The sequence below is a fragment of the Hymenobacter caeli genome (genome assembly GCF_013294115.1).
GTDB lineage: Bacteria > Bacteroidota > Bacteroidia > Cytophagales > Hymenobacteraceae > Hymenobacter > Hymenobacter caeli.
In genome coordinates this window covers 236,715-260,620 of record NZ_JABSNP010000005.1, presented here as the reverse complement: position 1 = coordinate 260,620, position 23,906 = coordinate 236,715, and the positions used below count along the sequence as shown (strand labels likewise).

The following is a 23,906-nucleotide window of genomic DNA, read 5'->3' as shown; positions in this document are numbered from 1 at the left end:
GGCCCAGCGCAATCGTTGCCAGTTCAGCTGGGAACGTTGCCGGTATTTGGTTACAGTCACAGAACACACAAAAATTGCATTTTACTATTATTAATATTATTGTCTTGTAAAGCAAACGGTTCGGTGTTTTTTTTCATACAAGTGCGTAATTCAATAGTTTACGTTTGCTGATGGCGCCTTATATTTGCCATAGCAGAACTTATGGATTATGAAGATTTTTAGTAACCAGCAACCTTAACCAGTATGTTTATGGTAAAAAAATATGACTTTTTCGGCAAACTGATGCGGGCTTGCCCCGCCGTTGCCGGCGCTGTACTGGCCGTTGGAGCGGGGGGGCTGGCACCCGGGGCCGCCCAAGCACAAACCATCAGCTACGCAGGCCCTTTGGTCATCACCCAGGGCGGTACCTACACCGGCAACTACCAAAGCCTCACCTCGGGCGTGCCGTGCATACTGGTCAATACCACCGCGCCCGTGGTGCTCCAGGGCTGCAACCTGTCCGGGGCGGGCAACCTGATTCAGTCGGGGTCGGGGGGAAACCTGGTGGTGCGCAATTGCACCGGCACCGGCTTGGCCCCTACGGTGAACAACCAAGCCCCGGGCCACTTCGTGGACGCGTACCAGTCGCAAAGCCTGGTAATTGAGCACAACCTCTTCTCGGGCACAAGCGGCATCGTGGTCAACCGCTGGAGTGGGGCCGGCGCGGGGCCCACGCTGACCGTGCGCTATAACCAAGCCCGCAACATCGACGGGCGCTGGCGCAACGGGGGTGACTCGCGGTCGAGTTTCTTGATTTTGAACACGGTGCAGCACTTGCCCGGGGTCGAAATTGCTTACAACGAGGTGCTCAACACGCCGGACCAGAGCTTGGTGGAGGACAACATCAACTTCTATAATTCGTCGGGGACGGCCGGCAGCCCGGTGCACGTGCACGACAACTTCGTGCGCGGGGCGTACCCGTTTCCGGCCACGTCGGCCAAGTTCACGGGCACGGGCATCACCACCGACGGCGACGCGCAAACGGCCGACGAGGCGACGGCTTTCGTAGAAGCCGACCACAACCAGTTCGTGAGCATCGGCAACTCGGCCATGAACATCGCCAGCGGCCACGACATCTACTACCACGACAACCGGGCCGTAACCAGCGGCTACCTGCCCAGCGGGCAGCGCTTCAACGCGGGCTTCTGCGGGCTGGGGGTGTTCAACTACTACCAGCAGCCGGGCGGCGTGTTTTACAACAACCGGGTGGCCGCTAACACCGTGGGCGTGGTGCGCTGGGGCGGCAACAGCCCCTTCCCTGACCGCCAGGACGAGGCCCCCGACGCCTGCGCTCCCTGCCAGGGCACTATTCACCTGCCGGCCCCCATCGCCGCGGTAACGGAAGCGGCCGAGTGGACCCTCTGGCAATCCAAACTGTTGCAGAACGGCGTCGTGCCCGGGCTCCTCGGGGCCGTCCTCGCGCCGGCTAAGCCGGCTCCGGCCGCACCGGCCGCGCCGGTCGCCGGCCAAGTAGCCAACCCCGGCTTTGAAGCCGACGGGGCGGCCGTGGGTTCGCCCACCGGCTGGCAAACTTGGACGGGTGGACTCACGAGCGCCAGCGTCGACTACACCGAGGCTTACGGCGGGGCCCACTCGGGTACCTACCACGGCACGCACTACAGCATTTTGCCTTACGAGGTCTACACTTACCAGGTCGTCAACAGCTTGCCCAACGGTACTTACGCCTTTAAAGCGTGGGTGCGCAGCGGCGGCGGCCAAACCCAGGCCCAACTGCAAGCCAAGGGCTACGGCGGGCCCGTGGCCACGGCCGACGTGCCCGCTACCCCCAATGGGCAGTGGGTGCAGGTGACGTTGCCCAACCTGGTGGTGACGAGCGGGCAGTGCGAAATCGGCTTCTACTCCAAAGCCGGGGCCGGCCAATTCGTGTACTTCGACGATGTAGAGCTGGTGGCGCAGCAACAATCGCAAAACGCCCCGCCCACGGTGGCCCTGACCGCCACCAGCAACATCGTGCTGGGCCAAGCCATCGCCCTGACTGCCACGGCGGCCGACGCCAATGGCACGGTGGCCAAAGTCGAATTCTTTAACGGCTCTGCGAAGCTGGGCGAGGCCACCGCGGCCCCGTACCAGCTGAGCTGGACGCCGCCGGCCGCCGGCAGCTACGCGCTGACCGCCCGCGCCACCGACGACACGGGCGCGGCCACGACTTCGGCTGCGGTGACCGTGTCGGTGGCGGCGGCGGTGCCGACCCCCGTACTGGTGGCCGCCGGGGCCAACCTAGTGCTGAACCCCGGCTTTGAAGCCGACGGGGCAGCCGTGGGCTCGCCCACGGGCTGGCAAACCTGGACGGGCCAGGACACCGACGCCGGCGCCGACTACACCGAAACGTACGGCGGGGCGCACGCGGGCACTTACCACGCCACGCACTACCGCACCAGCGCCTACGAAATCTACACCTACCAAATGGTGCAAAACGTGCCGGCCGGCAGCTACGCGGTGCGGGCCTGGGTGAAGGGCGGGGGCGGCCACCAAACCCAGCTGCGCATCAAAAGCTACGGCGGGCCCGACATTGTAGTGGACGCGCCCGCCACGCCCAACGGGCAGTGGGTGCAGGTAGCGGTGCCCAACCTAGTGGTGACGAGTGGACAGTGCGAAATTGGCTTCTACTCCAAAGCCGGGGCCGGCCAGTGGCTCTACTTTGACGACGTAGAGCTGGTGGCGCAGAGCGGCCTTAGCACGGGCCAGGTGTCCTCCGCCGCGCTGCTCAACCCCGGCTTTGAAGCCGACGGGGCGGCCGTAGATTCGCCCACGGGCTGGCAAACCGTGACGGGCCTGAACACCGACGCCGGTGCCGACTACACCGAAACGTACGGCAGGGCCCATTCGGGCACTTACCACGCCACGCACTACCGCACCAGCGCCTACGAAATCTACACCTACCAAGTGGTGAAGAACTTGCCGGCCGGTACTTACGCGGTGCGGGCCTGGGTGCAAGGCAGCGGCCAGTCGCAGCTACAGGTGCAGAACTACGGCGGCCTGGCCGCTACCCTCGCGCTGCCGGCCGCCGCCGATTGGGTACAGGTAACGCTGCCCAACGTGACCGTGTCGGCCGGGCAGTGCGAAATTGGTTTTTACACCAAAGCCGCCGCGAACCAGTGGCTTTACTTCGACGACGTCGAACTGGTGCTGCAAAGCGGCCCTAGCGCCGGCCAGACGGCTTCCGCCGCCGCGCTGGCCCCTGCCCCCACGCTCTACCCTAACCCCGCCGACGACCAGGTGGCCGTGGCGGTCAATTTCCCCCAGCCCACTGCCGTAGTGCTGGTGGTGACCGACATGCAGGGCACTCCCGTGGCTCGCTCTGAACAGCAGGCCCGTGCCGGCGACAACCAGTTCATCCTGCGCACGGCTGACCTGCCCAGCGGCGTGTACGTGCTGCAAATCCAAAGCAGCCTGCCCACCTCCGTGCAGCGGTTAGAGGTAAAGCACTAACCATTGACCGGTAGTCAATAAAACCGAAAGGGCCCGCCTGGTATACCAGGCGGGCCCTTTCGGTTTTATTGACTAGCCCGCTGCTAACTTGCGGGCCGCTGGCTTGCGGGTTAACAGCTTGCGAGCCATAAGGTAAAGAAAGCGGGTGTTGGTGACGAGGTAGCGCCGCCACAGGCGGCGGGGCTCCAGCCACAGGCGGTAGGCCCACTCTAGCCACAAGCGGCGGGCCCACACGGGCAGGCGCTGCTCCATGCCCGCGTACACCAGAAAGGCCTGGCCCACGCCCAGCATGCACGCCCGGATTTGGCCGCGGTGCGCGGCCATCCAGCGCTCTTGCCGGGGGCAGCCCAAGGCCACGAACAGCAGGTCAGGGTCGGCGGCGTTGATGGCGGCCACGTGCGCCGCTTCCTCGGCTGGGGTGAGGGCCCGGAAAGGTGGGGCGCAGGTGCCCACCAAGCGCAGGGTGGGCAACTCGCGCCGGGCCCGCGCCACGATGGCCGCCAGCACGTCGTCGGTGGTGCCGTAGAAGTACACTGATTGGCCCCGACGGGCCGCCTCGGTGAGCAGGGCGGGCACCAAATCCATGCCGGCCACGCGGCCCTGGGCGTGGCCGCCCACCCAGCCGGCAATGCTGGCCACGGGGCCCCCGTCGGGCGTTACGAGGTCGGCCTCGTCCAGCACCCGGCGGAAGCTGGCGTCGCGGTGGGCTTCTACCACCATGTGCACGTTGGCGCAGCACACATAAGCCGAGGAACGGGCCGCTCCCAACTGCAAAATGTTTTCCACGAACTCGTCGAACGAGCCCGTGGAGATGCGGGAATCAAGAACCAGTTGCTTCGTTAGCATGGACAAGAATACGAAATAAACAGCACCGTAGCTAATAGGTTGAGGCCATTAGTAGGCGTTCTTCTCGCCGGCAATCATGTTCCACACCGTTTTGCCGATGATTTTCACATCCAGCAGCAACGACCAGTTCTCCACGTACTTGAGGTCGTATTCCACGCGCTTCTCCATCGAACCCTCGGCGCGGGTTTCGCCGCGGTAGCCGTTCACTTGGGCGTAGCCCGTAATGCCGGGCGTCACGGTGTGGCGCTGGGCGTAGGTATGGATGTGCTTGGAGTATTCTTCGAGCTGCGATACCATGTTGGGCCGGGGCCCCACCACCGACATGTGGCCGAGCCACACGTTGAAGAACTGCGGAATCTCGTCGAGGCTGGAAGCCCGCAGGAAACGCCCGATGCGCGTCACCCGGGCGTCGCCCTTGGTGGCTTGCAGCTCGGTGCCGCCCATGTCGGTGCGCATGGTGCGCAGCTTGTAGCACGGAAAAAGCTTGTTGCGCTTGCCCGGCCGCAGCTGCTTGAAAAACACGGGGCCCGGCGAGTCCAGCTTAATCAGCAGCGCCAGCACGGGCAGCACGAACGGAAAGATGCCGACGATGACCAAGCCCGAAAATACGAGGTCGAACGCCCGCTTGGCAATCTGGTTGGCCCGGAAGCCCAGCGGGTGCCGGCGCACCGTGAGGATGGGGCCCCGGCCGTGGTAGTGCACGCTCACGCCCTTGTGCAGGGTGCCCTCGAAGTCGGGCACGATGCGGAAAGCCATGAAGTGGTCGTCGGCAAAGCTCGACAGCTCCTGAATAAAATCGGTCTGGTTGAGGGGCAGGGCGAAGTAGATTTCGTCCACCTGCTCGCGCAAACAGAAGTCTTGCACGTCGGCCAAGCGGCCACGCAACAGGGGCTGCACGCTGTCCGGCGCGGGCTCGTCAGCGAAAAAACCCAGGAACTGGTTGGCCACCGGGTCGTGCAGCGTCAGGAACTCGTGCAACTCACGCCCGCTGCGGCTGGCCCCCACGATGATGAACCGGCTGTGGGGCCGGGCCCAGCGAAAGCGGTAAAGCCGGTACAAACGGGCCAGCACCAGGCGGGTGCTGATCACGGCCATCCCCGCCGACCCGTACAGCAACACCAAGTAGCGGATGGGCAACAGCCGCACCCGCAGAATCAAAATGCCCGCCACGAGCACCACGGCGTGCAGCAGAAAGGCCCGCACCAAAGACCAGAACTTTTCCGGGTACGTTGTCAGGCGGTCCAGGGGGGCGGGGCTGGCCACTTGGCCGGCCACAATCCACCAGAGTAGCCCAAAGATGGCAAAAAACAGCGGGTAGTCGCCCCCGAACTGCCAGTCGCCCCGGTGGTAGAGTTCGATGAAGCGAAAGGCTCCGAAAATTATCATAACATCAATGGTCAGCAGAATGAGCTGATTGATGTGGGTGCGGCGTGCGTAGAGTATCATAGCTGATATAAAAGGTAGGGTTATATCAAAACACCCGCGCTCGTCGGAGCGATTGTGCGAGCAACATACGGCGCAAGCCAGGGCAAGGCTTTGAGAATTGGTGTTATAAAGCTATTTAGTTGTAAATTTTATAAAAACAACCGATTTCCACCAGAACTTAATTCGAATAATCATAGATTTAGGGCTGCTGCATTACCCTGAGTAAGCTGCGCTGTAAGATTTTAGGCTCTACAGTCGAACTTATCTAACTTACCAAAAGCTAATATATATATAATACCAACGAAAATAAAATAAATTATTATTAAATATTTAATATATTAGTATACTCATTGGGCCATTCGTCCGGCGTGGTCGTTTGCCTCGTCAGTGTTGCAACTCTACGTTGGGGTAAGGCGCGGCCACTTCCACCGGGGCGGCGGCCAGCGGGAAGGCCAGGAAGTGCGTCACCCGCGGCGGCTCGGGGCCCTGGTGAAACCGCCGCACCTGCTCTTCAATGGCTTGGTCGTCGCGGGTAAAGCGGCGGTGCTGGCGCAGGTGCTCGCCCCAGGTGGCCACGTAAAAAAACTCGGTGATGCGGGTGGGGTCGGCCAAGTCGGCGAACACGCCCGAGCGCAGGGCCCCGTCGCGCAGGCGCAGGCGGGTAAGGCGGTCGGCCACGGCCCGGAAGGCGGGCCAGTCGGCGGGGGCCACGCGGTACTCAATCATCACCACCACGGGGCCATCGTCAGGGTCGGCGGGGCCGTCGGCCAGGGGCGGGTCCAGCCAGGGGTCGGCGGGGTCCAGGTCGAGGTCCTCGGGCGCGTTCAGCGGGTAGGGAAAAGCGAGCAGGGCGCTGGCCAGCATCCAAGCGGCGGCACCGTAGAGGGCCATTTGCAGGCCCACGTGGTCGGCCAGCTCGCCCCAGGCCAGGCTGCCGAGCGACATTCCCGCCTGAAACACCAGCATGTAGATGCTCACCACCCGCGCCTGCACCCACTTGGGTACGTTCAGCTGCACGGTGGTGCTGAAGCTGGTCATGGCCATGAGCCAGGCCGTGCCCGACACGAACATGACGGGCCCCAGGATATACGTCGACTCAATGAGGGCCAGGCTCAGGTTCGTGGCCACGAACACGAGCCCGCCCAGCAGCACCCGCTGGTTGAGGCTGAGGCGCCCGCCCGCCCGTCCCATGAGGAAAGCCCCCGCCACGGCCCCCGCGCCCAGCCACGAGAGCATGACGCCGTAGTGGCCGGCGCTCAGGTGCAGCTTGCGGGCCACCACCACCGAGAGCAGCGCCCACATGGCGCTGGCCCCGAACCCGAACGCAAACACCCGCACCAGCACCGCGTGCAGGGCCGGCGCGTAGTGCACGTAGCGCATGCCCGCTCGCACCGCCCCCAGGAAGTGCTCGGCCGGGCCGTTGCTCTCCTCGGCGTCGCGCCGCCAGAAGTAGATGACGGCGAACGTGCCCAGGAACGACACCCCGTTGAGCAAGAACACCCAGCCCGGCGAGTAGTAGGCGATGACGATGCCCCCCAGCGCCGGCCCGATGGCCCGGGCAATGTTGTTGCTCACCCCGTTGAGGGTGATGGCGAAGGGCAGCACCGGGCGCGGCACCAGCTCGGTGGTCACGGTTTGCCACACCGGGCCGTTCAGGGCCGAGCCCATGCCCAGCAGAAACGTGAAGCCCAGCACCCCGAAGGCCGACACCTGCCCGCCCAGCGTGAGGGCCCCCAAGATGGTGGCTACCACCGCCATGAAGCCCTGCGTGCCCAGCAGCAGCTTGCGGCGGTCCACCAGGTCGGCCAGGGCCCCGCCGGGCATGCTCAGCAAAAAGGCGGGCAGGCTGGTGGCGGTTTGCATCAGGGCCACGAGCAGGGCCGAGGTGGTGAGGGTCGTCACGAGCCACACGCCGGCCACGTTCTGCATCCAGGTGCCCACGTTGGAGGCGAGCGAGGCAATCCACACGGCCCGGAACACGTGGTAGGCCAGGGGGCTCCACAACGTGGCTCTGGCGGCCGGGGCAGGGGGCAGGGTTGGGGTCATTCCAAACGATAACAGTGCGGCAATACTTACGGTTGTCTGCCCAACCCGGATAGGACGCATACAAGACGGAACAGCGGTATTTCCAGGGCTGCCCGCGTTCGTTGAAAATAGTAGACCTACAGAAAACCGATTAGGCGAAACCAGGTTCGTGTAATAACTTAACGCGCAGCGGGTTGGCGGTCCGGGCCCCGGAGGCCCACCGCCCCGCTCGGCGGTCCTCCCGGGGCCGGCCGCCAGGGAACTACTGGGCGGGTAGTACGTGTCTGAAAATCAAATAACTAACCATAAAATGACGGTTGACCACAACGCGGCTTCGGCGGGCCTCTACCGCCCGGAGTTTGAGCACGACGCCTGCGGCACGGGCTTCATCACGTCCATCACGGGGCGCAAGTCGCACCAGATGGTGGTGGACGCGCTGACCATGTTGGAAAACATGGAGCACCGCGGGGCCTGCGGCTGCGACCACGACTCGGGCGACGGCGCAGGCCTGCTGCTGCAAATCCCGCACTGGTTCCTATTAGAGGAGTGCCTGGCCCTCGACATTCAATTGCCCGAGCCCGGGGCCTACGGCGTGGGCCAGGCCTACCTGCCCAAGGACGCCGCCGCCCGCGCCACCGCCCGGGGCCTCATCGACGCGGCGGCTAAGCAGCTGGGCCTGCGCATCCTGGGCTACCGGCCCGTGCCCGTGAACCCGGCCGGCATCGGCGTCACGGCCCTCAGCGGCGAGCCCGTGATGGAGCAGGTGTTCGTGGCCCGGCCCGTGGACGTGGCCACTACGGAGGACTTCGAGCGCAAGCTCTACGTGCTGCGCCGCCTCATCGTGCGTAACGTGAAGGACGTGCTGCCCGGGGGCCTCGACGACCTGTACTTCGCCTCGTTCTCGTGCCAGACCATCGTATATAAAGGCCAGCTCACCACCTACCAGGTGCGCGGCTACTACCCCGACCTCACCGACGAGCGGGTGACGACGGCCTTCGGCCTGATTCACTCGCGCTTCTCGACCAATACGTTTCCGAGCTGGCGGCTGGCGCAGCCCTTCCGCTACCTGGCCCACAACGGCGAGATTAATACCCTGCGCGGCAACCTGAACTGGTTCTACGCCGGCCTGCAAACCTACGCCTCGCCCTACTTCACGGCCGAGGAAATGGCGATGCTGCTGCCCGTGATTGACGCCGGGCAGTCGGACTCGGCTTGCCTCGACAACATTGTGGAGCTGCTGCTGCACTGCGGCCGCACCCTGCCCCACGTGCTGATGATGCTGGTGCCCGAGGCCTGGGACGGCAACGAGCAGATGGACCCGCTGAAAAAGGCGTTCTACGAGTTCCACGCCACCTTCATGGCCCCCTGGGACGGCCCCGCGGCCCTCAACTTCACCGACGGCCGCCTCGTGGGGGCCATGCTCGACCGCAACGGCCTGCGCCCGCTGCGCTACGTCGTCACCAGCGACGGGCGGGTGCTGGTGGCGTCCGAGGCGGGCGTGCTGCCCATCCCGGAGGAAATTATTCTGGAGAAAGGGCGCTTGCAGCCGGGCAAGATGTTCGTGGTGGACACCGTGGCCGGCGAAATCATCACCGACGCCGAAATCAAGCACCAGGCCGCCAGCCGCCAGCCCTACGGCGACTGGCTGCGCAACTACCAGATTCGGCTGGACGAGCTGGAGGAGCCCCGCCAGGTGTTTTCGGACCTCGGCGCGGCGGCCGTGCTCAAGTACCACCAGGCCTTCGGCTACACCCGCGAGGACATCGAAACCGTCATCCTGCCGATGGCCCTGGAGGGCAAGGAGGCCATCGGCTCGATGGGCGTGGACGTGCCCCTGGCCGTGCTCTCCGACCAGCCCCAGCACCTGAGCAGCTACTTCAAGCAGTTCTTTGCGCAGGTCACGAACCCGCCCATCGACCCCATCCGGGAGCGGCTGGTGATGAGCCTGGCCACCTTCATCGGCAACAACGGCAACATCCTCGACGAGGACAAGATGCACGGGCACTGCGTGGCCCTGCGCCACCCCATTTTGCCCAACCATCAGCTCGAAAAGCTGCGCAGCATCGACACCGGCTCGTTCCACGCCAAAACGCTCCAGACCTACTTCAAGGCCGACGGGCTGCCCGGTTCGCTGGAGGCCGGCCTGGCCCGGCTGTGCCGCTATGCGGAGGACGCGGTGAACGACGGGTTTGAGGTGCTGATTCTGTCGGATAGGGCCCTGGACTCGGAGCACGCGCCCATCCCGTCGCTGCTGGCCGTGTCAGCGGTGCACCACCACCTCATTCGGCTCAGCCGGCGCAGCGCCGTGGGCCTCGTGGTGGAGGCCGGCGACGTGTGGGAAGTGCACCACTTCGCCTGCCTGCTGGCCTTCGGGGCCACCGCCATCAACCCGTACCTGGCGCTGGCCACCATCCAAACCACGCACCTGGATGGCCGCCTCGAAACCCGCCTAGAGGGGCCCCAGCTGATCAAAAACTACGTGAAAGCCGTGAACGACGGCCTGCTGAAGATTTTCTCCAAGATGGGGATTTCGACCCTGCTCTCGTACCACGGGGCCCAGGTGTTCGAGATTCTGGGCATCAACCAGGAAGTGGTGGACCGCTACTTCACCGGGGCCGTGACGCGCATTGGGGGCCTGGGCCTGGACGAAATTGCCCGCGAAACGCTCTACAAGCACTTCCAGGGCTTCCGCAGCAACACCCCGCCCGAGGCCGAGGTGCTCGGCGACGGCGGCTTCTACCAGTGGCGGCGGCGCGGCGAGGCGCACATGTTCAACCCCGAAACGGTGCACCTGCTGCAACTGGCTACGCGGACGAATAATTACACCACCTACCAGCGCTACGCCAAGCTGCTGAACGAGCACCCCAGCCAGGCGTTCAGCATCCGCGGCCTGCTCGACTTTGCCCAGCACCGCGAGGCCATTGCCCTGGAAGAAGTGGAGCCGGTGGAGCTGATTCTGAAGCGCTTCGCCACCGGCGCCATGTCGTTTGGCTCCATCTCGCACGAGGCCCACAGCACCCTCGCCATTGCCATGAACCGCATCGGCGGCAAGAGCAACACCGGCGAGGGCGGCGAAGACCCCATGCGCTTCGAGGTGATGGAAAACGGCGACTCCATGCGCTCGGCCATCAAACAAATTGCCTCCGCCCGCTTCGGCGTCACGGCCCACTACCTCACCAACGCCGACGAGCTGCAAATCAAGATGGCCCAGGGGGCCAAGCCCGGCGAGGGCGGTCAACTACCTGGCCACAAGGTGGATGAGTGGATTGCCAAGGTGCGCCACGCCACCCCCGGCGTGGGCCTGATTTCGCCGCCCCCCCACCACGACATCTACTCCATCGAGGACCTGGCCCAGCTGATTTTCGACCTGAAAAACGCCAACCGCGCCGCCCGCATCAACGTGAAGCTGGTGAGCAAGGCCGGCGTGGGCACCATCGCGGCCGGGGTAGCCAAGGCCCACGCCGACGTAATTCTCATCTCCGGCTACGACGGCGGCACCGGGGCCTCGCCGCTCAGCAGCATCCGCCACGCGGGCCTGCCCTGGGAGCTGGGCCTGGCCGAAGCCCACCAGACGCTGGTGCGCAACCAGCTGCGCAGCCGCGTGGTGCTGCAAGCCGATGGCCAGCTCAAAACCGGCCGCGACCTGGCCGTGGCCGCCCTGCTGGGGGCCGAGGAGTGGGGCGTGGCCACCGCCGCCCTCATCGCCGGGGGCTGCGTGATGATGCGCAAGTGCCACCTCAACACCTGCCCCGTGGGCGTGGCCACCCAAGACCCCGAGCTGCGCAAGCTCTTCACCGGCCAGCCCGAGCACATCGTCAACCTCTTCCGCTTCCTGGCCGAAGAGCTGCGCGAAATCATGGCCTCGCTGGGCTTTCGCACCGTGAACGAGATGGTGGGCCGCTCGCAGTTCCTCAAGCGCAAGGCCGGCATCGGCCACTGGAAAGCCAAGCAGGTGGACCTAAGCGGGGTGCTCTACCCGGCCCCCAACCCCACCGGCGCTACCTTATATAAGAGCGAAGACCAGGACCACGGCATGGCCGACATCCTCGACTGGGAGCTGCTGGCCCACGCCCAGCCCGCGCTGGAGCATCAGACGCCCGTGAAGGGCGCGTTCGACGTGCGCAACACCGACCGCACGCTGGGCACGCTGCTCTCCAACGAAATCACGAAGCGCTACCACGCCGCCGGCCTGCCCGACGGCACCATCCAGTTCAGCTTCAAGGGCTCGGCGGGCCAGAGCTTCGGCGCGTTTGCGGCCAAAGGCCTGGCGTTCAGCCTCGCCGGCGAGGCCAACGACTACGTGGGCAAGGGCCTCTCGGGGGCCCAGCTGGCCATTTTCCCGGCCCCGGAAAGCACGCTGGTCCCGGAGAATAACATCATCATCGGCAACGTGGCGCTGTACGGCGCCACCTCCGGGGCCCTGTTTGCCCGCGGGCAGGCCGGCGAGCGGTTTGCGGTGCGCAACTCGGGCGCCACGGCGGTGGTCGAAGGCGTGGGCGACCACGGCTGCGAGTACATGACCGGCGGCCGGGCCCTCATCCTGGGCCAGACCGGGCGCAACTTCGCCGCCGGCATGAGCGGCGGCATCGCCTGGATTTACGACCCCAACGGCACGTTCCCCGAAAACTGCAACCTGGAAATGGTGGAGCTCGAAGGCCTCACCGCCGACGACGAAGACCAGATCCAGGCCCTGCTCCGCCGCCACCACGAGCTGACCGGCAGCGACAAAGCCGCCTTCCTCCTCGCCAACTGGCCCGAAGAAACCGGCCGCTTCGTGAAGGTCTTCCCCTCGGAATACAAGAAGGTGCTGCAACGGGCGCAGCTGCAAGCGGCGGGGTAGGGGCCCCGGGGGGGGGGAGCCCTTGGGGGAACCTCACCCCCTAGCCCCCTCTCCAAAAGAGAGGGGGAACTAGCTCTAGCATAGTTTTTTAGAGTCTAGAACTAGAAGCTAGTCCCCCCTCTCTTTTGGAGAGGGGGCTAGGGGGTGAGGTTCCCCCAAGACGATTTAAAAATAGATTTCCAAAACCACACAATGGGCAACATCACCGGTTTTAAGCAATTCGAGCGCGCGCTGCCCGCCAAGGAGGCCCCGCAGGTGCGCACCACCAACTACCAGGAGTTCATTGGCCTGTACCCGCCCGAGGCGCTGCACCAGCAGGCGGCCCGGTGCATGAACTGCGGCATCCCGTTCTGCCACTCGGGCTGCCCGCTGGGCAACATCATCCCCGAGTTCAACGAGGCCGTGTACCGGCAGGACTGGGAGGACGCCTACCAAATCCTCACCACCACCAATAACTTCCCCGAGTTCACGGGCCGCATCTGCCCCGCCCCCTGCGAGTCGGCCTGCGTGCTGAGCATCCACAGCACGCCGGTGGCCATCGAGGAAATCGAGAAGCACATCATCGAAATTGCCTTCGAGAAAGGTTACGTGCACCCCACCGCGCCGGTGCTGAAAACCGGCAAAACGGTGGCCGTGGTGGGCTCGGGGCCCGCCGGGCTGGCGGTGGCCGCGCAGCTGGCCAAGGCCGGCCACACCGTCACGGTGTTCGAGCGCGACGAGCAGCCCGGGGGCCTGCTGCGCTACGGCGTGCCCGATTTCAAGCTGGAGAAATGGGTGATTGACCGCCGCATCGAGCTGATGGAGAAGGACGGCATCACGTTCCGCTGCAACGTGGAAGTGGGCCGCGACCTGCCCGCCGCCGAGCTCCAGCGCACCTTCGACGCCGTGGTGCTGGCCGGCGGCGCCATCGCCCCGCGCGACCTGCCGCTGCCCGGCCGCGAGCTGGCCGGCATCCACTACGCCATGGACTACCTGGGCCAGCAAAACCGCCGCGTGAGCAATATTCCGGTGAAAGACGCCGACATCCTGGCCACGGACAAGCACGTGGTGGTGATTGGCAGCGGCGACACGGGCTCCGACTGCGTGGGCACCGCCAACCGCCAGCAGGCCACCGCCGTGGCCCAGTTTGCCCTCATGAACCAGCCCTCCAACGAGCGGCCGGCCCACACGCCCTGGCCGCACTACCCCACGGTGTTCCGCACCAGCAGCTCGCACGAAGAGGGCTGCCAGCGCCACTGGGGCATCAGCACCAAGGCGTTTCTGGGCGACGAAAACGGCCACGTTAGGGCCCTGCAAGTGAGCGATGTAACCTGGGAAACCGATGCCATGGGCCGCCGCCTCACCTCGGAAGAAGTGCCGAACTCGACCCGCGAAATTCCCTGCGAGCTGGTGCTGCTGGCCATGGGCTTCCACGCCAATCCCTACGAGGGCGTGCTGGCCCAGCTGGGCGTAACCGTGGAAAAGAACGGCCTCGTGCAAGCCCCCGAAACCACCTACCAAACCAACGTGCCCGGCGTGTTCGTGGCCGGCGACATGCGCCGCGGCCAGTCGCTGGTCGTCTGGGCCATCTCCGAAGGCCGCGAAGCCGCCCGCCAAATCGACCTGTTCCTGATGGGGCAAACGGCGCTGCCGAGCAAGAACGCGGTGGGGATGTTTGCGTGAGGCTGGGTAGAAATTCCTTGAAAGGGAGGGGCCCTGGGAGCAGTTGCTTTCGGGGCCCCTTTCTATTTTATGACGACAAGTTTCTTTCGGTTAATAATTCATCAAGTTCTCCATTGCCTACCCAGCCCTGGCTTTCTCGCATGGTAATTAAAAGATAATCCTCTGCTTGGGCTAATTAAGCGGCTTCTCCGATTACTGACCTCCTCCCAGTAAACTAGGCCAAGCTAAAGTAGAGAAAATCGGGCACTTGTCGTACTTTAAAACCTTAGACAATGCCATGAAAAAGACCAAATTTACCGAGGCGCAAATCGTGTTTGCCCTGCGCCAAGCGGACACGGGCGTGACCGTCGCGGAGGCATGCCGGAAGATGGGTATAAGCGAGGCTACCTGCTACAACTGGAAGAAAAAATACGGCGGCTTGGGCGTACCTGAACTGCGGCGGCTCAAGCAGTTGGAGGAAGAAAATCAGCCCCTCAAACAGCTCGTGGCTGACCTGAGCTGGGACAAGCAGATGTTGCAGGACGTGCTCAAAAAAAAGTTCTGAAGCCCGTGCAGCGTCGGCACGCGGCTCAACACCTCGTCGACGCCTACCGCGTCTCGGCTCGCCGGGCCTGCCGAGTCCTGCGCTTACAAAGCGCCAGCTTCGCTCATCAGGTACGCCGTCGAGATGATACAGTCCTGCGGCAGCGCCTGCGCGAACTAGCGCAAGTGCGGGTGCGCTACGGCAGTCAGCGCCTCTATATCCTGCTACGCCGCGAGGGCTGGCCAGATAATCATAAGCGCGTGCATCGCCTTTACTGCCTGGAAGGCTTGAACTTACGCAGTAAGCGTCCCCGACGTACTCGCGCCGCTGCTCACCGGCTAGAACGTCTGCCGCTGGGTCGGCTGCACCAGAGCTGGAGCATGGATTTTGTCGCCGCTAACCTCTTCGATGGCCGTAAAATCCGCGCCTTAACCATAGTCGATAATTTTAGTCGCCAGTGCCTGGCCATTCACGTGGGCCAGTCGCTTAAAGGCGAAGACGTAGCGGCCGTCATGCAACGCTTACACGAGCAGTTAGGCGTGGTGCCTGAGCGCATCCAGGTCGATAATGGCAGTGAGTTTGTCAGCAAGGCACTCGACCGCTGGGCCTACGATCGGCATGTCACGTTGGACTTCTCTCGGCCCGGCAAACCGACCGATAATCCGTGCATTGAATCGTTTAACGGCAGCTTCCGCGACGCGTGCTTGAACGTGCACTGGTTTCTATCGCTGCTTGATGCGCAGGAGAAAATCGAGCACTGGCGCCAAGAATATAATGGCTTTCGGCCGCACAGCTCGTTACAGAATTTAACGCCCGATGAGGTAGTGGCTGCCGCCACTACGGTCGAGCTTCAGAACGCCTGATGCTCTACTTTCAACCGGCTCAGTAAATGGGAGGAGGTCAAGGTCAATAGTTCTATAGTATATCATATAGTCTGACCACTTTACCGCAGTTATTTCGAAAAAGAGTATTAATATTATGTTCTACATACAACTAACCATTTCTAATCAAAGCGGCATTTCTATTTGATTTATGGCAAAAATATTTGTACTCTCAGTTGCGGAGGCTCCCCGTTTTGACGATTGGGCACGTGGCCCCGCGACCGTATTGAAGGATGGTGCTAGAATAGACCGGATGGGCCAACACCAATTAGTCTTCACCCCAGCTGAAGCGGACTTGATCCTTTTTGCTGAAATAAACGAGGCAGCGACGCATCCGTACATGCAAAATGTTCTTCGCCATCCATTGTATAAGCTTTATCCGCAAAAAAGCTTCTTGTACTGGCCCGGAGACCATCCTATTGCATTATTGCCAGGTATATATTGTTCGATCGAGCGCCGGTGGTATGATCCATCTCGTGCTCGTAGTGGTCCATACCTTACGGTAATGCCCAATCCGTTTATCGATTTCCGCCCCTTGAATGAGGATGCTCCATATTTGTTTTCATTTAAAGGAGCAATTCAAAATCACCCGGTTCGCCAATCCTTATCAACTGTTCTCGGTGAAGACCCACGCGGCCTTTTTATTGATGTGTCAAAGGATAGTACGCGTATATCGTCATCGGGGACTCAGCAGGAACGTGAAAATTTCTGGCATGAATACGCAGACATTATGGAACAAACCAAGTTTGTATTGTGTCCGCGCGGAGTTGGTGCAAGCAGCATTCGCTTGTTTGAGAGTATGCGAATGGGGCGTGTTCCCGTAATCTGTTCAGATGATTGGGTAGCGCCAAATGGCCCTGATTGGGATACTTTTTCGCTGCGGCTAGCTGAAAAGGACATTCCCAATATTATTTCTCTTTTAAAAGAGAATGAGGGGCGAGCTAAACAAATGGGAGAACGGGCACGTCAACAATGGGAGTTGTTCTTCGGGCCGGAAGTAATATTTCATTACATAGCAGATCAATGTATGCGCATGAAAGCGGAACAAAAGACCTCGCCCTATTTTTCACGTTGGCTTCATGAATTTGAACGTTTGCGCCCAATTCAAATGCGCCAGCAATGGTCGCATATTAAAGCCAAATTACGGCAATGGCCTTTGGTGAAGGCATTACAAAAATCGCACTTATTGGTGGATTAAAGTATGGTGGATAAGTGTAAGGCGGTATAGTAATAAGTCTTATATTCTACCGCATATGACAGAGAAAACTCCGGTGGCTTCACACCACTCGTTATAAATACACACATGCTTTTAAAGCTGAGTGCGAGTGTCAGGGGAACCGCTGGCTTGATAAATCGAGATAGCCCGCGCTCAAGGCGTTGGAATAAGTGATGCTTAGCAGTGCAGGGCGCGCCGGAATCAAACGGTTACGCACCGAACCCGCGAACCCAAGCGCGTGGACATGATAAGCGACAATTTTCAAAGACTGCAATCGTCTTCTGCTAGTAGTCTCATTTGTAAGTAGTTGCTGGCCTACTTGCGCCTACGCTGAACTGTAGCCAATGCATGTGCACTACCACTGGTCGGCCGTCAATTTAGCCTGCTAGCTATAATCACAAGGTTCAGTGCTAAGCACTGAACCTTGTGATCCCACTCTAATTCAAATAAATAACTTAACCTTCACTAGCCAATGGCTTACTGAACAAAGAAATGGACAACTCCAGTCCGGTTTGCCATTACCTTAGTAAGATGAACTCCAAATCTATTTTGTCAGCCCCGATCACCTCAATGCTATAAAGATACATTGACTCTGTTGATGAGAATATTTCAAATGAATGGCTGTAAAACGAAAAGACGTATTTTTGAGAATGAAACTTATTATGGGTTAAAAATATAAATACGCTATTATATAATTATAAACAAGTATATCAAGACTTTAGGAATATAATGCGGGGATAGATACTGGATTTAGACTTGAGTAAAAAAAAATTGCCTAATCCCAAATAATTTGTCAATATATTTATATAATTGCTTTCTTTGAGAGTATGGTGGTATCCCTAAGAATTATAAATGCTCTAAATTTTTGGTTATGCGTCAATCTCAATTCCTAGTAATAGATGCGTATGAACGCACATCTGTCACTAGGAATTGAGATTGACGCATAGTTATATTACTAGCTTGGGCATTCTATTAACGAAAATTGTTGCTTCAACCTAAATTACTTGTGGTGATTCTGCACTATCCATAAATCCTGCACAATCCGTAAAAATAATTAAGTCTAATAAACCACTAAATTTGAAATTCATGTTATCAGTAATTGTGCCTACCTGCAATCGAAACGAATTATTAAGTATTTGTCTGGAACATCTTGCTCCATCGTTTCAAACTTTACACCATTCTCTTTATGAGGTGATTATTAGTGATGATGGTATAAATAGTACAGCAGAAGAATTAATTATTTCCCATTTTCCTTGGGCTAGATGGATAGCGGGGCCTAAAGTCGGACCTTCAGCTAATCGGAATAACGGAGCTAGCCAAGCGAAGGGCGATTGGCTAGTGTTTATTGATGATGATTGTATTCCTGTTGAAATTCTACTAAAAGTATATTATGATTCAATTATTAAAAACCCTGGTATTTCTGTTTTTGAAGGCCGCACAAATGCTGATAGACCTCAACAGAGATTTAATGAAGAATCACCCATTAATGATAAAGGAGGATACTTATGGTCTTGTAATTTTATGATTGAGAGAAAATTATTCATAAATACATTGTGCGGATTTGATGAACGTTTTCCAAACCCGGCAGTAGAGGATGTAGAATTGCATTATCGGTTGCAAAAAATGAATATCAGTATTGTTTTCATTAGAGATGCATTGGTTATCCACCCTTGGAGAATACAGAAACATATGCGTTCAATTACTTGGAAAAGATTCAAATCAATATTGTATTTTTTGGAAAAACACCCAGAAAAATATAACTCTATAAACAGTTTGTATTATTTGAAAATATTCATTCATAGTTCTATAAAAAACACTTTATTAAATTCATTTAGATATAAATTCAGAGGTTTTGCGTCTAAAATAGTGTTTGACTTCATGCATTTGTATTTTTCGGTATATCTTCTCTTTAAAAAGAAGGAATCAGCAACATCTTATCAAAAAAAATTGACCATTATAAACTCATTTATCAAAAAATAAGTGCTGATATTTATCCGCGCAAAAATTCATTGATATGAAAAAGTTGATCGTACATATTTCAGAAGTCGATATAAATTTAGAGGGGGGTATGGCACGAGTTGAGTATCATTGGCAAAACGCCTTTATAAAAGCTGGATTTGTTTTCTTGCATATTGGGCCCAAACAGGTTGGGAAATTATACCATAAATTTTTATTTCCTTACAAGGCATACCGGTATTTCAAAAGTCTCAATATTAATCCTGATGCCTTTCTTGTGCATGAATCGGCTTCTGGATGTTTCACTAATAGGGGCATACCATGTTTTGTAGAGAGCCATGGAGTAGAACGAAGATTCTGGGAATCCACAGATAAAAGCAGTATGTCTCTTAAAACAAGGCTATTATATCCCATATGGAGACTATATAACTGCGACAAAGGATTGAATAATGCCGATAAACTACTGTTGATAAATAGTGAAGATAAAGATTACGTGAATTCAAAGTATGGTCGAAATAACAAAGATATTTTTCTATTTAAGAATGGAATTAATAATATACAAAAAATCTATTCAAATACTAATAAAATCCCTTTTACAATTTTATTTAATGGTAGTTGGACGGAAAGAAAAGGAATTAGAACACTCGTTAAAGCCGCTGAAATATTATATAAAAATAATTTAAATGTTACTTATTTGCTAATAGGAACTGGTAAAGATGAAAAAACAGTAATATTAGACTGGCCCGAATATTTAAGATCAGTTGTTACCGTTATACCTCGATTTAGTCAAGAGAATGAAAATTATTTTTTACAATCTTCTTCGTTATTCGTGCTGCCAAGCTTTTATGAAGGCCAGCCTTTAAGTCTCTTACAAGCTATGGCTAATGGCAAATGCTGTTTAACAACTAACTGTTGCGGGCAAAAAGATATTATAATTGATGGCGTAAATGGATTACTTTTTAATCCAGGCGATTATTTAGAGCTGTCATTTTTAATTACCAAGTGCTATAATAATTTAATTAATACAGATGAAATTGGAAAAAATGCAATGCAGTATACTAATAATCTTTCTTGGGATAAAGTATCACATGAGGTCGTTCAATATTTAACAGAAAATATAGTATCATAGTAAATGTATATTATATATATCAAGTATTACAACTTCTAATAACTACGGATCAGCTAGTTTTAGTAATTGGTTAGCCCGATAAAAATAGTTATTGCTTTAATTAACAAGAGAGACGATAATGTCTTTTCAGTTTGTCAAAAAAGATAGCTAGACAAATAGGTATCCATTGTATTTTGGAATATTAAGATACATCTTGTAAAGCCCAAATTCTGGTTTAGTTATGATGTTGACTAATTATTGTGGCGTTTACTCCAAGTGTGCATTAATAAAAGTCATAGTTTGTTAAGATAGTACCCTCTTAAAGCTTTTATTAAATCCCATCTTTTTATTAATCTTCGTTATGCGCTTGAGTGTTGTAATACCAACTTATAAACGACCTGATGATTTATCTCGTTTATTAGATTCATTATTCGAGCAAACGGAATTGCCTTATGAAGTTTTAATAATTGTTGGGCCTGGTGACGATGAAGGCTTATGTATTGCTAAAGAATGGAAAGCAAATTGGCCAATTATTCAAGTTCATTTAGCGCTTAAACCTAGTGTAATTCACTCTCTAAATCTTTCTTTTACAAAAGTAAAAGGAGATGTAATCTGCTTGTTAGATGACGACGTTTGGTTGCCTTCCGGATGGTCTAGTAGAATAAAAATAGCTTATGAAAAAAATCCTTCAATAGGAGTATATGGTGGGCGAGATCATCTGCAACATGATAATCCAGCCCTATCGCATCCTCCATTATCTCATTTGATAGGAACATATCAATGGAATTTAGGTCTAGTTGGCAATCACCACTGTGGACTTTATAAATCACCTGCTCTAATAGATGTAGCTAAAGGATGTAATTTATCATTTCGACGTACCGCCTTCGTCGAAATGCAAATAGATACAATCTTAGAAAGTGCCGGCGCAGAAACATGTTGGGAAATTGATATTTGTCAACGCGTTCGATTAGCCGGTTTTGATGTGGTGTACGATAACAATAATTATGTACTACATTATGCTTCACCCCGTATGGCATTTGATAATCGGAATGATTCCTTTACTTACGCTAATTCGCGCCGTGTATTCAATGAAGCTTTCGTTACAGCAAAATTTAGACCTATTTTAGAAGTCATTACATTTTGCTTGCGTTCTTTCTTAATTGGTTCACGGCTTCACCCAGGAATATTATGGTCTTTTTTATTGTTGTCTAAACTTCATTTTAGTGTATTAAAACTACCTTGGCATTACATGGGATGTATTAAAGATGGGATAAGCCATGGGTTTCAACAACGCAGTGCTGTTCCTTCCCTGAAGTGGTCGAGTAAAAATGGTCGGTGAGTAAAATTGATAAGCTGGTGATTGGCAGAGAGACTAAACTGTTCATTTAAATTCGAGAGGAATCATAAACTTAAATTCAAGGTTTAGTACAGCCGTTGCGTATCATAGTTATGAATTCATTTTTACACGGGTTGTCGCACGCGCACCAGCGAGCGAAACAAATGGGCATCGATTAGTTCGCAACGTAACGAGCCACTGAAGCGCTTGATTTAGAGTTTATTAAAATTTACGGATAAGGAGTCGAATGCTGGACAGGAAGATGGTTGCTTCGGCGGCTGTCTCGCATTCGTAGTCGCGGCTCAAGCGCCGATCCCATTGCAACCAGCTGATGGAGCGCTCCACGACCTGGCGGCCGGGCACGGGGGTAAAGCTGCCGTCCGTTAGCCCAGGGGCTGTTTCCCGTCGCCAGCCGTAGTGTTCGCGGGTCCACTGGGCCAGTTGGCCGACGTAGCCGGCATCGGCCAGGACGAGGTGAGGCCGCTCAAGACCCCACTGGGCCAGCTTTTGCAGGGCCGCCTTGCCGCCAACCCGGTCGTTTTCGTGGGCCGGCCCGACATCAGCGGCCCGGAGCAGGCCGCTGATGTCGACGACGAGTTGGCGCTTGCGGCCCTAGATCTTTTGTGACCGTCAAAGCCCTTGTCCAAGACGCCCCGCTCGCTGTATTTGATAGATTGGGCGTCGAGCACGGCCACGCTTGGGCTGGGCTGCCGCGAGGGGGCCGCGTGCCGGCGGTAGCAGCGCACCAGGGCTTGGTTGAGTTGGGCCCAGCGCCCGCCAGCGCCGTAAATAGTAGTAAACAAAGGGGAAGGCCGAAAAATCGCGTGGCGAAAGCCGCCACTGACAGCCGCTCTTAGTCCAGTAAAGCAATGCATTGATAATCAGGCGCAGCGAATGCTTGCGGCGGCGCGTATCGGGCACTATTTCTTAAATAACTTGCCACTGGGAATCAGTCAGGTCTGTCTTATACATCTTTGGTCGAATAAAAAAACGTGGTAGCATGGCTAGTTTCTTTTTGTCTAACAGCTACTTGTGAGTTTTAACAGATTCTAAACACTGCGGTGCAGCGATAGCAAGTGTATTTGGAACTATGGCGTTGACATAGGATAGCCCGTCTCAAATGAGCAATTTTTGGGAAGTGCTATAATTAGCTGAGAAATGGGACTGAGAGTTGCCAGGTAGTATTGGCGCAAGTCATTTGCAAAAACGATTCGTGATTTGCTGCCATTTTTTTTTAGTAAGGGAACAGGCGACGAAAGAAATGAAACCGGGCATGGATGCGTTCGACGACCCAGCGGCGGGCGCGATAGTTAGGGTTGCGGCACCGCTCGGTTTCCTCGCCCTGGCACAGGATGCACCCGGTAGCTGCCAGCAGCCGGTGGATGGCCACGGTACCATGGCCCTTGTTGACTATAAAGCCGGGTGCAAAATCGTATTCGGTGGGCAGGGCAGCACAGACAAGGAGCCTAGAGCATGAGGGCAATCATCTTCGGTTAGAACTAGTGTAGGAGGATGCGTCGACATGAAGTAACAGACCGTCGATGGGCCGTGGTCGCGCCGCTCTTATCCGGTAAGGCCACGGATTGCGGCGTCACAGCAAAAGATAACCGCTTGTTTTTCAATGCTATCGTCTGGCTCATGCGCACCGGCGTGCCGTGGGCCGATTTGCCGGCCCGCTTCGGCAAGTCTAATTCGGTGTGCCGGCGCTTCCGGCGACTGGCCCAAAAAGGGGTGTGGGAAAAATTGTTTGAGGCCTTAAAAGCCCCGGACCTGGAGAGGGTCATGCTCGATTCGACCATCCTGCGCGCCCACCAACACGCGGCGGGCCAAAAAAAAGCGACCCCTTCACCGAATGCCTGGGTCGTAGTCGCGGCGGAGTAAGCACCAAAATCCACGCCTGCACCGATGCCCTGGGCAATGCCGTGCGCCTACTGGCCACCGGCGGCCAAGCCGGAGGCAGCCCACAGGCCCTACCCTTGCTACTGGACTTGACGCCTGGCAAAGTACTGGCTGACACGGCCTACGACAGTGACGAAACCCGTGCTTATTGTGCCCGGCATCGTATCGAGGCTGTTATTCCTAATCGCCCCAACCGGCCGGAACCAGCTGAATTAGACGAGGAGACCCACCGCGACCGTAACAAAATCGAACGCTTTTTTGGCCGTTTGAAGCAGTACCGGCGACTGGCCACACGCTACGAAAAAATCGTCGTTTCTTTCTTGGCCCTGTGGCACATCGCCGCCGCTCTTGATTGGCTGCGCTGATTGTCCTTACACCTTAGTGTAGCCTGTGTTTAGCTAATTTTTTTGATATTAATGCCGATGGCGCCTGCGACGATGGGTAGGTCCTAGGCCTCGGTGAACTTATAGCGCTTGACGCCTCCCTTACTCCAGTTGGTGGGTCGGAAACGACCGCCTCGCCGCCAAACGGGACCTTGGTCCGGCAGGCGTCGGAGCACTATTATTCCCAAGTCTAGTAGTCCCAGTCTAGCGGCCTGCGACTTGTGGCTGCACCAAGTTAATCGTCCAGATTTTAAATACGTTGGCCCTGATCCGCTGCTGAAACCGGTCATAGACTGCGAAAGCCGTCTTCAAATATT

At 56.8% G+C, this 23,906-nt stretch carries 13 protein-coding genes and 1 pseudogene; 9 read left to right on the top strand and 5 right to left on the bottom strand.

All coding sequences use genetic code 11. From position 1 onward, the window contains the following. Positions 1-384 precede the first annotated feature (384 nt). Positions 385-3,489, top strand: a complete 3,105-nt coding sequence (locus HNP98_RS07690) for an Ig-like domain-containing protein (RefSeq protein WP_173809469.1) — start codon at positions 385-387, stop codon at positions 3,487-3,489. Between the two features lie 72 nt (positions 3,490-3,561). Here the strand turns inward: HNP98_RS07690 and HNP98_RS07685 are convergent, their stop codons facing one another. The 3 genes from HNP98_RS07685 to HNP98_RS07675 all read right to left on the bottom strand — a co-directional run bounded on the left by HNP98_RS07685 (position 3,562) and on the right by HNP98_RS07675 (position 7,806). Continuing rightward, entirely contained in the window at positions 3,562-4,335 is a 774-nt protein-coding gene (locus HNP98_RS07685) for a WecB/TagA/CpsF family glycosyltransferase (protein WP_173809468.1), read from the bottom strand. A gap of 48 nt (positions 4,336-4,383) precedes the next feature. Next, positions 4,384-5,781: an exopolysaccharide biosynthesis polyprenyl glycosylphosphotransferase gene (locus HNP98_RS07680; RefSeq protein ID WP_173809467.1), complete on the bottom strand. Its 1,398-nt coding sequence runs from the start codon at positions 5,779-5,781 to the stop codon at positions 4,384-4,386. Positions 5,782-6,144: 363 nt separating this feature from the next. Continuing rightward, a complete protein-coding gene (locus tag HNP98_RS07675) occupies positions 6,145-7,806 on the bottom strand; it encodes an MFS transporter (RefSeq protein ID WP_173809466.1) in 1,662 nt (553 codons plus the stop codon). Between the two features lie 289 nt (positions 7,807-8,095). Between HNP98_RS07675 and gltB the strand changes: the two genes are divergently transcribed. The 7 genes from gltB to HNP98_RS07640 all read left to right on the top strand — a co-directional run bounded on the left by gltB (position 8,096) and on the right by HNP98_RS07640 (position 21,310). Further along, complete coding sequence (gene gltB, locus HNP98_RS07670; protein ID WP_173809465.1) at positions 8,096-12,625, top strand: glutamate synthase large subunit; 4,530 nt, start codon at positions 8,096-8,098, stop codon at positions 12,623-12,625. Positions 12,626-12,817: 192 nt separating this feature from the next. Then, the gene (locus tag HNP98_RS07665; RefSeq protein ID WP_173809464.1) at positions 12,818-14,287 is read left to right on the top strand and encodes a glutamate synthase subunit beta; all 1,470 of its coding nucleotides are present in this window, start codon (positions 12,818-12,820) and stop codon (positions 14,285-14,287) included. A gap of 277 nt (positions 14,288-14,564) precedes the next feature. Further along, a protein-coding gene (locus HNP98_RS07660) for an IS3 family transposase (protein WP_217425689.1) occupies positions 14,565-15,673 on the top strand; the annotation gives its coding sequence in 2 pieces (ribosomal slippage) (positions 14,565-14,820 and positions 14,820-15,673; 1,110 coding nt in all). 169 nt (positions 15,674-15,842) lie between these two features. Then, on the top strand, positions 15,843-16,889 hold the full coding sequence (locus HNP98_RS07655; protein WP_173809463.1) for an exostosin domain-containing protein: 1,047 nt from the start codon (positions 15,843-15,845) through the stop codon (positions 16,887-16,889). A 1,104-nt stretch (positions 16,890-17,993) separates the two neighbouring features. Continuing rightward, complete coding sequence (locus HNP98_RS07650; protein WP_173809462.1) at positions 17,994-18,887, top strand: glycosyltransferase family 2 protein; 894 nt, start codon at positions 17,994-17,996, stop codon at positions 18,885-18,887. Between the two features lie 34 nt (positions 18,888-18,921). Beyond that, a complete protein-coding gene (locus HNP98_RS07645) occupies positions 18,922-19,992 on the top strand; it encodes a glycosyltransferase (RefSeq protein ID WP_173809461.1) in 1,071 nt (356 codons plus the stop codon). Positions 19,993-20,332: 340 nt separating this feature from the next. Further along, positions 20,333-21,310, top strand: coding sequence for a glycosyltransferase family 2 protein (locus HNP98_RS07640; RefSeq protein WP_173809460.1), 978 nt, complete (start codon positions 20,333-20,335; stop codon positions 21,308-21,310). A gap of 219 nt (positions 21,311-21,529) precedes the next feature. Here the strand turns inward: HNP98_RS07640 and HNP98_RS22445 are convergent, their stop codons facing one another. Further along, positions 21,530-21,883, bottom strand: coding sequence for a hypothetical protein (locus tag HNP98_RS22445; protein ID WP_217425693.1), 354 nt, complete (start codon positions 21,881-21,883; stop codon positions 21,530-21,532). Positions 21,884-21,937: 54 nt separating this feature from the next. Further along, the gene (locus HNP98_RS22440; RefSeq protein ID WP_173809459.1) at positions 21,938-22,228 is read right to left on the bottom strand and encodes a transposase; all 291 of its coding nucleotides are present in this window, start codon (positions 22,226-22,228) and stop codon (positions 21,938-21,940) included. Positions 22,229-22,846: 618 nt separating this feature from the next. Between HNP98_RS22440 and HNP98_RS22435 the strand changes: the two are divergent. Further along, positions 22,847-23,568 (top strand): annotated as a pseudogene (locus HNP98_RS22435) (IS5 family transposase); the annotation flags it as partial. Between the last annotated feature and the right edge of the window lie 338 nt (positions 23,569-23,906).

Excerpts from the sequence above, each read along its gene's own strand:
- HNP98_RS07685 (WP_173809468.1), bottom strand. The coding sequence starts at position 4,335 with ATGCTAACGAAGCAACTGGTTCTTGATTCCCGCATCTCCACGGGCTCG.
- HNP98_RS07680 (WP_173809467.1), bottom strand. The coding sequence starts at position 5,781 with ATGATACTCTACGCACGCCGCACCCACATCAATCAGCTCATTCTGCTG.
- HNP98_RS07675 (WP_173809466.1), bottom strand. The coding sequence starts at position 7,806 with ATGACCCCAACCCTGCCCCCTGCCCCGGCCGCCAGAGCCACGTTGTGG.
- gltB (WP_173809465.1), top strand. The coding sequence starts at position 8,096 with ATGACGGTTGACCACAACGCGGCTTCGGCGGGCCTCTACCGCCCGGAG.
- HNP98_RS07665 (WP_173809464.1), top strand. The coding sequence starts at position 12,818 with ATGGGCAACATCACCGGTTTTAAGCAATTCGAGCGCGCGCTGCCCGCC.
- HNP98_RS07655 (WP_173809463.1), top strand. The coding sequence starts at position 15,843 with ATGGCAAAAATATTTGTACTCTCAGTTGCGGAGGCTCCCCGTTTTGAC.
- HNP98_RS07650 (WP_173809462.1), top strand. The coding sequence starts at position 17,994 with ATGTTATCAGTAATTGTGCCTACCTGCAATCGAAACGAATTATTAAGT.
- HNP98_RS07645 (WP_173809461.1), top strand. The coding sequence starts at position 18,922 with ATGAAAAAGTTGATCGTACATATTTCAGAAGTCGATATAAATTTAGAG.
- HNP98_RS07640 (WP_173809460.1), top strand. The coding sequence starts at position 20,333 with ATGCGCTTGAGTGTTGTAATACCAACTTATAAACGACCTGATGATTTA.